The 10858-nt window shown below is 42.1% G+C and carries 12 protein-coding genes; all 12 read right to left on the bottom strand.

Annotated elements, in window-relative coordinates; translation table 11 throughout:
- Positions 1 to 267 precede the first annotated feature (267 nt).
- Genes ACXAFE_RS09885 through ACXAFE_RS09940 form a run of 12 tightly spaced genes read right to left on the bottom strand, consistent with a single transcriptional unit; the run spans position 268 to position 10851 of the window.
- Positions 268 to 1215, bottom strand: coding sequence for an AgmX/PglI C-terminal domain-containing protein (locus ACXAFE_RS09885; RefSeq protein WP_475151825.1), 948 nt, complete (start codon positions 1213 to 1215; stop codon positions 268 to 270).
- Positions 1212 to 1715: an ExbD/TolR family protein gene (locus ACXAFE_RS09890; protein ID WP_475151826.1), complete on the bottom strand. Its 504-nt coding sequence runs from the start codon at positions 1713 to 1715 to the stop codon at positions 1212 to 1214. Before ACXAFE_RS09890 ends, ACXAFE_RS09885 begins: the two co-directional genes overlap by 4 nt.
- Positions 1712 to 2218: an ExbD/TolR family protein gene (locus tag ACXAFE_RS09895; protein ID WP_138630099.1), complete on the bottom strand. Its 507-nt coding sequence runs from the start codon at positions 2216 to 2218 to the stop codon at positions 1712 to 1714. The genes ACXAFE_RS09890 and ACXAFE_RS09895 overlap by 4 nt, the downstream gene beginning before the upstream one ends.
- A gap of 10 nt (positions 2219 to 2228) precedes the next feature.
- Positions 2229 to 2885 (bottom strand): MotA/TolQ/ExbB proton channel family protein, encoded by a 657-nt coding sequence (locus ACXAFE_RS09900; protein ID WP_100913818.1) that lies wholly within the window; start codon positions 2883 to 2885, stop codon positions 2229 to 2231.
- Positions 2886 to 2910: 25 nt separating this feature from the next.
- Entirely contained in the window at positions 2911 to 3207 is a 297-nt protein-coding gene (locus ACXAFE_RS09905) for a hypothetical protein (protein WP_475151831.1), read from the bottom strand.
- Complete coding sequence (locus tag ACXAFE_RS09910) at positions 3200 to 3898, bottom strand: tetratricopeptide repeat protein (protein ID WP_475151832.1); 699 nt, start codon at positions 3896 to 3898, stop codon at positions 3200 to 3202. The genes ACXAFE_RS09905 and ACXAFE_RS09910 overlap by 8 nt, the downstream gene beginning before the upstream one ends.
- The gene (locus tag ACXAFE_RS09915; protein ID WP_475151836.1) at positions 3885 to 6683 is read right to left on the bottom strand and encodes a tetratricopeptide repeat protein; all 2799 of its coding nucleotides are present in this window, start codon (positions 6681 to 6683) and stop codon (positions 3885 to 3887) included. The genes ACXAFE_RS09910 and ACXAFE_RS09915 overlap by 14 nt, the downstream gene beginning before the upstream one ends.
- Positions 6680 to 8476: a hypothetical protein gene (locus tag ACXAFE_RS09920; protein WP_475151839.1), complete on the bottom strand. Its 1797-nt coding sequence runs from the start codon at positions 8474 to 8476 to the stop codon at positions 6680 to 6682. Before ACXAFE_RS09920 ends, ACXAFE_RS09915 begins: the two co-directional genes overlap by 4 nt.
- A gap of 3 nt (positions 8477 to 8479) precedes the next feature.
- Positions 8480 to 8998 (bottom strand): hypothetical protein, encoded by a 519-nt coding sequence (locus tag ACXAFE_RS09925; RefSeq protein ID WP_475151842.1) that lies wholly within the window; start codon positions 8996 to 8998, stop codon positions 8480 to 8482.
- 12 nt (positions 8999 to 9010) lie between these two features.
- Positions 9011 to 10150 (bottom strand): DUF3570 domain-containing protein, encoded by a 1140-nt coding sequence (locus ACXAFE_RS09930; protein ID WP_475151846.1) that lies wholly within the window; start codon positions 10148 to 10150, stop codon positions 9011 to 9013.
- A complete protein-coding gene (locus ACXAFE_RS09935) occupies positions 10137 to 10364 on the bottom strand; it encodes a DUF4266 domain-containing protein (protein ID WP_475151849.1) in 228 nt (75 codons plus the stop codon). The genes ACXAFE_RS09930 and ACXAFE_RS09935 overlap by 14 nt, the downstream gene beginning before the upstream one ends.
- A complete protein-coding gene (locus ACXAFE_RS09940; protein ID WP_475151851.1) occupies positions 10357 to 10851 on the bottom strand; it encodes a TlpA family protein disulfide reductase in 495 nt (164 codons plus the stop codon). The genes ACXAFE_RS09935 and ACXAFE_RS09940 overlap by 8 nt, the downstream gene beginning before the upstream one ends.
- Between the last annotated feature and the right edge of the window lie 7 nt (positions 10852 to 10858).

Raw genomic sequence — 10858 nt, forward strand, 5'->3', positions numbered from 1 at the left:
AGGCATTTAGCCGCACTAGCGTGTACGTTTATATTTGTGCATTTTTCACATTTTCAACTGTGGAAGTTCAAACACAAAAAGGCCTTTACTTATTTTAGCAAAGACCGAAACAGCTCCTAATATAAGTAATAGACCGTCAGTTGGTTCACTTTCTTGTAAGAAAAATATAAATAGGTAGGCAGATAACAAAAAACGCATTGCTCTTTACACCATTTATAAAGAGCAACACGCTAATTTTACAAAGACTTAAGTTTGAAACTTAATGCGTTAGAATGGTAAGAAATTAAACGAATAATTGAGTTTAGTTTCAGACACCAACTCAGAGCCAAAATTGATCATACGAATACGATTAACCAATTTTCGCTCGAGTTCCGCATCGTTCAAGTCACTAGATAAGATTTGGCAATCCTTAACTTGGCCATTTCCAGCAACCACAATCTCAACCGTTACTTTACCCTGTAAACTTGGATTTTTACGTAAAGCACGGCGATAAAGGGTGTAAAAGGCCCCTTGGTTTTTATCAAGTACTGCACGAATGGCTTCGACTTTACGCTGCTCTAACGCTTCTTCACTAATGCTTTCACTGGCGGTTACATCACTTTGATAACCTCCTGTTTCAGCCACGACTTCATCTCCTAACGCCACCAGCGATTTATCGGCAAGCGCTTGTACATTCGCTTTTGCTTGCTTTTGTTCGGCAATATTCAATGGTTGTGCGGCATTCGCTTTTACGCTCACGTCTTCACTTTTAACCGTTTTACGCGTTGCTTGAGCCTTAGTTACCGGTTGCGTTGATGGCGTCAATTTAAAATCATCACGCAGCGCGGCTAAATCATCCGCTAATGCAACAAGCCCTGCACGGCTGGCTTCGTCCTTCGCTTTTTCAAGCGCTCGTTTGGTCGGTGTTTTAGGTTTAACTTCAGCTTTGACTTCTGGCTTTACTTCTTTCACCGGCTCGGGCTTTTGCTCGATGGGCTTAACTTCAGGCTTCGGCTTTTCAGGCTTAGGCTCAACTTTAACGCGCTCAATCACCCGGGTTAAACTAGGCGGTATTTTGGCTTTTTGTGCTTTCGTTAACTCCGGAAGTTCGGTAATTTTAACAATCACAGCAAACACTAATGTACAAACCAAAAAGCCGTACGTTAAGCGGGTAAATAAGCGATTGTCTGAGTTGTTATAAAGCTCAAAATGGGTATTCACTGTGGCGCTTGTCATAATTGCTCACCACCGCTTTTTTCTGCCACTTGCTCTACAGCCAAAGATAAATCACCAAACCCTGCTTGCTGGCAGGTTTGCATAATCTTCTTTAAACGATGATAGGCAATTTTGCCGTCAGCCATAATGGTTAGCGGACGCATATTGTCAACCGCTTCGATTGATTCTGCATGCACTTTAAGCGCATTTTCAAGTGGCGAAAATATCTCTTCGCTGGCGTTATCTAAATTATTTAAGTCAGCAATCAATTGCCCTTGCAAGATAAGCGCTTTGTTACTCACCATCAGTACCAAGGTTTCTTCTGCGAGTGCTTGTTTTGATGCTTTAGGTAAATCAATATTTTTATTTGCATCAAGCACTTGTACCGTTGATGAATTAACAATTAAGAAAAATACTAAAATCGTAAAAATATCCATCAGAGAGACTAGGCTCAACTTAGCTTGCTGATTTGCTCTGCGATGATGGCGCTCCATACGAAGTGCTCTTACTGATTTTTTCATAACGCCTCCACCAACGCATCACCTAAGGCGATATCTGGAAACAACTCAGCATCAACCACTGACGCAACAACGACGGCTTGATAACTACGAACCGTTTCCATCGTTGTAATCAAGGTTTGGTAATCAACGTCTTCGGCAATTAACAAGGTGATGTCTTTTTTATCCACCCCTTTTTCAAGCAATAGATTTTTTACGTCTTTAAGCGCGAGCTGAACTTGATCAAATGGATACGTTTCATCTTGCTTGGAAAACTGTTTAAGCGGTGCACCAGCTGGGTAGTAAATTGTGATTGCATCATTAGTTACTTCAAGTTGCAGTTCTTTTTCTTTGAGCTGCTCAGCACTTTGATTTGCTAATAATGGTGGTAATTTTAACTGCATCACGGTGATGTGCGAAAACACCATCATCATCAGCAACACAGGCACAAGCACAATCATCAAACTCATAAATGACGTAATATCCAGCTCAGCATCTTGCCTATTTGGCAACTTGCGGCGAAACATAGTCGTCCCCTTAATCTGTTTGACGTGTTTTTTGCGAAACGAGATTTTGCTTGGTTAATAAATTAAGACACTTTACGCCCGCCATTTCCAAGCCATCAATAATTTCGGTTGTTTTTGTTTGTAATACTGAGTGACAAAGTAGCAGTGGAATTGCAGCAATCAGACCAAACGCTGTGGTATTCATTGCAACTGAGATACTTGCCGAAAGCAATGACGCTTTTTCTGCAGGATCGGCATCAGCAACCGCCGAAAAGGCCGCAATCAAGCCGATAATGGTGCCTAATAAACCAAGCAAGGTAGCAATATTGGCAAGCGTAGCTAAATAAGCGGTGCGCTTTTCAAGGCGCGGCATTAGTTCAAGTACTTGCTCTTCCATCGCATATTCAATTTCTTCTCGGCGCTGAGTGTGCTCAATACGCTCAAGGCCAGACGAGATAATTTTAGCAACGCCTGCGTTACTTTTTTGATTAAGCACTTGCTTATAATCGCCTTTCGCTAATTGAGGCATTAGCTGTTTAAAGGCTTTTTGATTAGCTAACTTAGCACCCGTCAGCACAAAAAAGCGCTCTAGGGCAATCGCCAGCCCAATCGCTAACACGATTGCAATCGGTAACATAAAGCTACCACCATCTTGAAAAAATCTGACAACAGTATCGAAACTTTCCATTTTAAACTCCAAATGTAACCGTTAATTATTGGTTATTGTTTTTATTTTGTGATGTATGAAACGCAATCTGACGATGTAACTTTGCAGGGTCGATTGCGGTAATTTTATGACGCGGCCTAATCGTTAATTTTGGCTTGGGTAGTGTCACTCGTGACAAGTCTTGCCATGGTAAAATTGACATAAACTTTGGCTCTTCTTGTGAGCCCGATATGGTTGTTTGTAGTTCAATTTTTTTGCTTTGAGTAGATTGCTCTTTTGGTGTTTCTTTTGCCACCGAATGCACAGCAAAAAAGAGCAATAAAACACTTAAGTATCTAGCCATTTTCGTTTGCTCCGCGTTGTTTAAGTTGGTGCTCTAAATCCACAAGCCATGTCGCAACTTGACGATAGCTTTGAGACTCTTCAGGAACAAGCTTTAAGTATGTGTTATACACCGCTACCGCTTGTTCTTTTTGATCTAAGTAAAGATCTAGCAAAATGCCTTTATTGATATAACTTGCTGCAAATCCCGGCCAACTTGCGATTGCCGAATCATAAAGCGCAAGCGCCTCGCGAAATTCGCCCTGTTCGCGCTTTAATAACGCCAGTTCATTTGCCGCGTAGTAATTGTATTTGTTAGCGTTTACTGCCGCCTCTAAATATTCTAAATACTGGGTGCTTTGCTCTGCTTGTTTTGCCATGTACGCTAATTGCAAATACGCGCCAGACAGATTTGGATATTGCAAGGTAAGGTTAGTGAAATGCTGCTTCGCAAGCGCCAATTTTCCCTCTTTTTTGTAGTTAAGCGCTTTTTCGAACGCGGCCTTTGCATCATCCGATGCGCTTGTTTGCAGGTAATAGTTAGGCGCTTGCAGTAATTTTTCTTTCTCGGTTAAGGGTACCTGCACTTCGTTTGCTTCGGCAGTTTGTTCTGCTTGTTTAATAGTTTCTGGGGCTGTTTGACACGCAGCTAACGAAAACAGCAAGACCAACAAGCCACAGCGCTTAATAGAAAAAAGCTTAATAAATTGCATGATTTTCTCCAGGCTCAACTTCCTTTTTAGCAAAGCGCGCTGGCATTAGCTTTGCTAACGCGGTGAGCGTTTTTTTGATCCATTCGTCATAAAGACCTGAATGCAGTAATTGATTATTGCGTGCGTACAGTTCTATTGCCTGATCTTCAAAGGGTATCGCTTGCTCTTCAAGTAACAACTCGTACTGTTCTAACGCAAGATCTTTAAGGTGCTTTGGCCTTTCTGACGACATAATATCTTGCGCCATAAGGTGGTAGATTTGTGCAATCTTAAAATTCGCTTGCGTGGAGTACTGGCCAAGTGCGTAATCTGCCAACTGTTGATAACGCTCTAGCGCCACAGCCATATGTTTACGCTTGCGCGCTAAACTTGTTTTTAGCGGTACGGTTAATTTACTTTTTTGGTAAACATAAAACGCATCGTTAGCAAAGACCTCGGTTGCTTTGGCAGCCTCGGTTTTAGCCCAAGTGAGTTCACTCTCGGGTGCAACTTTATAAGCGGCGATAATTTTGTTTAACCAAAAGCGACGTTCACTGGCTTTATTTTGTTTTTGATAAATATTTGCCAGTTCCACTTTTGCCTGCAGGTTTTGTGCAAATGGTGTTGGGTAGCGGTGAGCGTATGTACGAAACTGCAGACGCGCATTTTCAATATCGCCCATATTGCGATAATGCTCAGCGCTTTGATAGAGCGAAATACGACGCGTATTTTCATCACTGTGGCTCGTTGCAAGATAGGCGTACTGCGCGACCAGCTTATCCCCTTGCTGTGTATTTTTATAAATCGCTATTTTTTGCGTTTGCAGCGACTCAATATTTTTTGACGTTGGATAACGCGTAATAAAATCGTCGACCCAATTGCTCGCTTGACTAAATAACTGCAACGATATGAGGTATTGCGTTAAATTGTATTGTACTTGCTCACGGTACAATGTGGATGGCAACAAGGTTAACAGCGCAATGTATTTATCTGCTGCGAGCTGCGGATTGGTCGCCGCCACTGCTTCGGCCTGCTTAATCATACTTTGTGCAAGATTTTCGCGCACTAACGATGCTTGCTCTGATGACTTTGCTAACAACTGCTTGTAAGCACTCTCGGCGCTGGCATAGTCTTGTAAATTGTAATGACTGTGCGCTGCTAGCAGCTGCGCTTGATACATTTCAGATTCAGATAAACTAAACTGTTTAACATGCGCGAACTTAGTTAGCAAAACATCATACATTTGACGTTCAAACAATAAATTAAACGCTTGTAATACAACAGTACTTGCCGATTTGTGCGTGCTAAACGTGGTTGCAAACTTAAGCCAGTTATCAACGACTTCAACTACAAATTCATGTTGCGTTACATCATCGCGTTGCGATTTTTGTTTATTAGCAAGCTGTGTCTTGTAAATTGATACAACGGCAAACCCTGCATCACTTTGGTATTTGTTCGGCTCTGCTGAATAGGCAATTGTTTGATACTCAGATAACGCTTTTTGCCATTGCTGACTTTGATACAAACTTTCAGCTAACAAGTAATGGCTGTCGATATCGCCTTGTTGCTTTAGTTGCAAGGTGTTGAGATAACGTCGATAACCTAAAGCGGCAGTGCTAAACGCAGTAATCGCGCTTTCATTTTGCTTAGCAAGTTGTTGCCCTTGATAATAACTGCGATCTGCGTATTTCTTTTCAAGGGTTTTTAACGCGACATAATGTGCATCTGTTGGCTCAGTAGCTAAGTAGGTGCTGCCAACACCAAATTCGCGAATAAACTGCTGCTCATAATCCGTTAGTAATGATTTAAAGTTCGCTTTTTTAAACACCGACATTTGCGCCAAGGCAAAATCTACTTTGTGGTTTGGCTCTGGCGATGTGGTAATAAAGCTCTGATAGGTTTTGGCCGCATCAAGATAGCGTTTTTGCTCGATATAGTAATTTGCCAGCGAGTCAAAATTCATAAAGCTAAAGGCTTGCCAACCGTACTGCTGATAATGAGAAACCGGATCTTGTTCAAAATCGCTATACGAGAAAATCACACTCATAATACGCAGTGTATCCGCTACTAAATAACGGTCGCTATTATTAAGCTGCTCGATATTTAGCACCGTCTCGCCATCTTGTTCAAGGGCAAGACTAAGTACTTGCGTAAAGCTATTAAGCGATGCTTGATAGTTAAACAGTTTAAAATCTGACCATGCCAACATATAGCGCGATGTACTAGCAAGTGGCGAGTCAGGGTAACTCTCAACCAGCGTTAGGTAACGATTTTTCGCTTGCTCATACTGCTTTTGATTAAACATGTATTCGCCTTGGCGGAAAATCAGCTCTTCATTATGGGCAAAGTTAGGATAATCGCGGATCAGTTCGCTCGTCACGTCAAATGCCGCTTGCTGATCCCCTTGTAAGAAATACGCTTTGGCTAATTGATAAAGTACCTCATCTCGCCCCTCTAGTGCTTCAGAGTTTGCCAACAACGCCAAATACTGATTAACCGTATTATCAAAGTAACCAGAATCTTGCGTTACACCTTGTTCTTGCGCGAGTTGCTGTTGTTCTAAGCTTAACTGGGCTAAGCGGCTATTAGCTTGTTGTCGTGCACTTGCTTTAGGTGCAAGCGCGACAATTTCTTGATATGCAGCAGCAAGTTGCTCAGGTGTAGGTGCGGCTTCAGTCACCCTGGTTTGCGGTAACTCTGCCGCTAAGTCGAGTTGTCCCAACGTATTACGTTTAGCCGGTTCCGGCTCTGTTAAAAAACACGCGGTCAAACTCAATGACAACACACTCACAGTTAAGCGCTTCATAAAGCATCACCTTTACTGTCTGCCTGCATTGCTAGCGCTTCAAGCGCGATACTGCGCATCACTTTTAACTTAAATTGGTCATCGGCTAAAAATTGTGATGATGTCTTTAGGTCGTCCAACAGTAACTGTTGAATTTCAGCGACTTGCTTATTAATCAGGGTATTTACACTTTGTTGGTTTAATGCCAAGTGTTGCTGCGTTTTTGCTAACCGTTCATTGAGCGCATTGAAGTCCCATTGCAACTCAATTAATGCTTGGCTGTTATTATATTGCGACTGTGCTTTATCTAGCATCGATTGCGCTTGTGCAAGTTGCTGCTTATGCACTTGGTAGCGCTCGTCAAACTGATAATCTTGCTGCCATACTAAAATACCTTTTAAGCGTTCTAAACGCGCTTGTTGCGATGCAGTATTGCGAGACGATTTGAGTAAATCAATTTTATGTTGGGCTGATAAAATACGCTTTTGCGCTTGTAGTTCTGTTTTATTTAACAAGCCACTGCGAGTATTTTTAGCCTTATTTAATGATGCTTTTAACACTTGCAACTGGTGCTGTTGCTGGCGCAAATCAGATAAGTAGTTTGTTAAATTAGTAGCTTGGATAATGCGATTTTTACGGGCTGCCTTTTCTTGCAATAGCGCAGCATAATTGGTGAGCTGACGCTGTTGCACATTAAATTGCGACGCTAATTCTGTTAACTCAAAAAGCGCATGGCGTTTTGCATCAAAATCATCACTTAATAATCCAACATGGAGTATATCCATGTAACCTTTAAGCGCAGTGTCATTTTGTAATGTATCGCGCAGCCATGCCGTATTATTGACCTGTTTATTCACCGTATCTATGCGCGTATTAAAGGCGACAAATTGCTGCTCTGCGGCATTTATGGCATCAACAGCGAGTGCAAAACGTTCAGTACTAACAAACACATGTGCTTTAGCGGTTAATGCCTGCTGCTTCGCAAACACATCTCCGCTTGTTGATTCAATAATAACATTCAGTGCCGCCAAGGCTTTGGCGTATTGCTGCTGCATTAATAAGCTCGCAGCTAATCCGTATAAAGCTTCGTTAAACCAAAGCGACTGCTGCGACACTTGCGAAAATGCCTGTTCGGCATGCGTTGCTTGGTCATTTTCTAAAGCGGCATAACCTAAAGCGAGAAAACTTCTATCAAGTAATGCATGCTGTTCTTGGTCTAATTCTGGCAATGTTAATAATGCCAGCGCCGCATCTTGATTGCTTGGTGAACCAACCAGTATGTTATGGGCAAGGTAGTGATGTAATTTGCTTTCAACGGGCAGCTGCGATAACGCAGCATTTGCCTGTTCAGGGTTACTAAGTGCTAAACCAAGTCGTCCTTGTAAATAGTAAAAGGTGTTATGCCACGCCATATCTTTTGTTGGAGGTGTAATTTCTGTTAGCGTTTGCTGTGCGAGCTTTGCGTCGTTATTTGCAAAATAAACCCGCGCTAACTGTAATTTAGCGTAATTCAGTAAGTCTTGGTCTTGCTCACTCAGCAATGCTTTAAAGTCACGTGCTGCCGTCATATGCAAGCCATATGAAAATGCAGCGCCGGCTTTTACAACTCGAGCATCAACCCCTTGATGTTCAATGCCACCTCTGGCATCTGCAATAGCAAATTCGGTGAGTGCTTGCTGGTAGTTTTGCTGGTAAAGCTGGTACAACGCAACACCATAATTCTCGTCACTTACAGCTGCTTGTTGCGTGGAATTGGGTTCAGCATACGCCTTGACGGCTAACGCAAGCAATGTGGTAACAACCAAGGTTCTCATGACTTACTCAATTTCTCGAATAGTGAAATCGGCTTGCTCTTTCGCGCTGTTCGCGCTGATCACCAGCTCAATTGCTTTTGCCTCATCATCTTTATTAAAGGTTAATGTGGCTGCACGTTTAATATCGCGACCTTGCGGCCCTTTACCAATAACATAAGCAGTAAGTTGGTGCTCACCTTGTTTCACGTTACCTTGGTACAAACGATGTACCCCACCTTTAGCAAGCGCATTAACTTGCTTTTCGGTATATAAATAATGAGTTGCTAACTCGTCATCAACCATGAGTTTAATTGAGTCAATTGTGAACAGTTCACTGGCGTCCGTAGCCACATAAAATGCAATTTGCGTCGCCGGTGGATAAAGTAAATCTTCTTCTAAAATAAATAGATCTCGATTGAGCGCAATTGCTTGCTGTTTTAAGTTTTCAATTTGCTCGCTAAGTGGCTTATTATCAACGCTGTACACATTAAGGCTAAGCACAGTGCACAACATAATTAAGGTATTTTTTAGTTTGGTTTTCATTGTTACTTTTCCCTAGTACCAAAGCGACACATAAGCCCTTAGCACATTTGCTGAGAAACTATAAAAATCTTCTTGCCCCGGATTATCCGTTTGTAGCACGTTTCTAAAATCGTCATAGTCAAAACGAATATGATCCCAAGCAAAGTTTACGCTGGCACTTTTTATCACGCTGGAACGATCAAAAGTATGTAAATAGCGCGCTTTGAGACCTATGGTTAAATCATTGAAAGAACTCATTTCTTTATCACGTGCCATAAAGTTAAACTGATCTTTTCTATCAAACATATCTTGATAAAAGTCGGCTTTGCTTTGCGTGTAATGGCGCACATGAAAATCAATTAACCAATTATCATATAACGCCTGACTGTAACCGAGCTTATAGTTACTGGCAGCTATGCCCCAAGTATCACTAAAATAACGAACTTCACCGTATAGTGCGGCGTTGATTGGCAAAAAATAACGGGTTCTAAGTGCTGCTGCATTGCTGGTGCGAGTTTCAGGGTAAATCTCGGTAGCGTAGCTGTAGCCAAGTGCAGCGGTGTCATCACGATAGCGGTATGAGCGGTACGGGTTATTTAAATAGCCCTGTTCGGTAATCGCCTCAATATTGAAATCAAAGGTCCAGTTTTTGCTCGCCACTTGAGACCAAGACAATGCATAGTTGGCGCGCTTCACTTTTTCATTAAAAAGCGCATTGCCGTTTTGCATTACAATATCGTCGCCTTGGGCATAGCTCAAACTGAGCACAGATAAATCACCAAAAAAGCTCTGACTAACAGCCAATTTGTAGCTTTTTGCGTCGTAATCATTTTCTTGCGATTGACTGTAACCAAGTGAAAACAACGTTTTTTCATTTAGAAAATCAACGCCAACCGATTGCTCGTCACGTTCTTCTTTATAAGGGCTGGCCGTTGCCAATACATCAATCGATGCCGAACTTACCGAGTCCACATAATAATTAGCCGAAACCGATACCGCTTTGGAGACTTTTTTACGAATTAAAATCGACGGGCCGTCAATACTCATGCCGCCACCATCATAACTATGGTACATAGCATCAACGCGATCTTCCGGTAATACCGCCGCGCAAATACTTAAACTCACGAACATAAAGCTCGCAGCAAGGTATTTAAATAGATTAGTTACAGCCACAGCCACCACCTGATGTACCTTCTGCACCCTTTGCGCCTTCCCGTGATTGATAAACATGGTGAATGTAACCCGATTCAACTGCATCGAGCTGCCACTGCATAACCGGTTGTGCAAGATTTTCACGCTCATACGGTTTTACCCACGGCTCAAAGCCATCTGTTGCAGCACAGCCGGTTAGCAATAAAGTAAAACAAATCGCAATTAACTTATTCACGGATCAATGCCTTAACCATTTTCTTATAGAGTTTTTCATCGCCAGCCTGATAACCATAATGGACGTAGCGTAAGTTGCTATTGCGGTCAATCACAACCGTTGTTGGCATGGCTTCTACATCGTAAAGCTTGCTAACGGTATTTTGCTCATCAAGCAAAATTGGAAAAGACACATTTAGTTCATTAATAAACTCTTTTGCCTTTTGGTTTTGCTGTTCCACATTAACGCCAAGCACAGTAAAGCCTAAATCGCTGTATTTAGCGTGTAACTCGTCAAGTAATGGCATTTCTTTACGGCACGGACCGCACCAACTCGCCCAAAAGTTAATCAGCACAACCTGACCACTTAGCTCTTTCAAGCGCATGTTCTCACCGCTTAACGCCTTTAATGTAAAGTCGGGCGCACTTTTATCAAGCTCTGCCGATGTTGCATCGCCCGCAAACATGCTGGTTAGAAATAATGTGAGGATGATTATTATTTTTTTCATTAAACAA

It is taken from the genome of Pseudoalteromonas sp. ABV4_021, assembly GCF_056159365.1.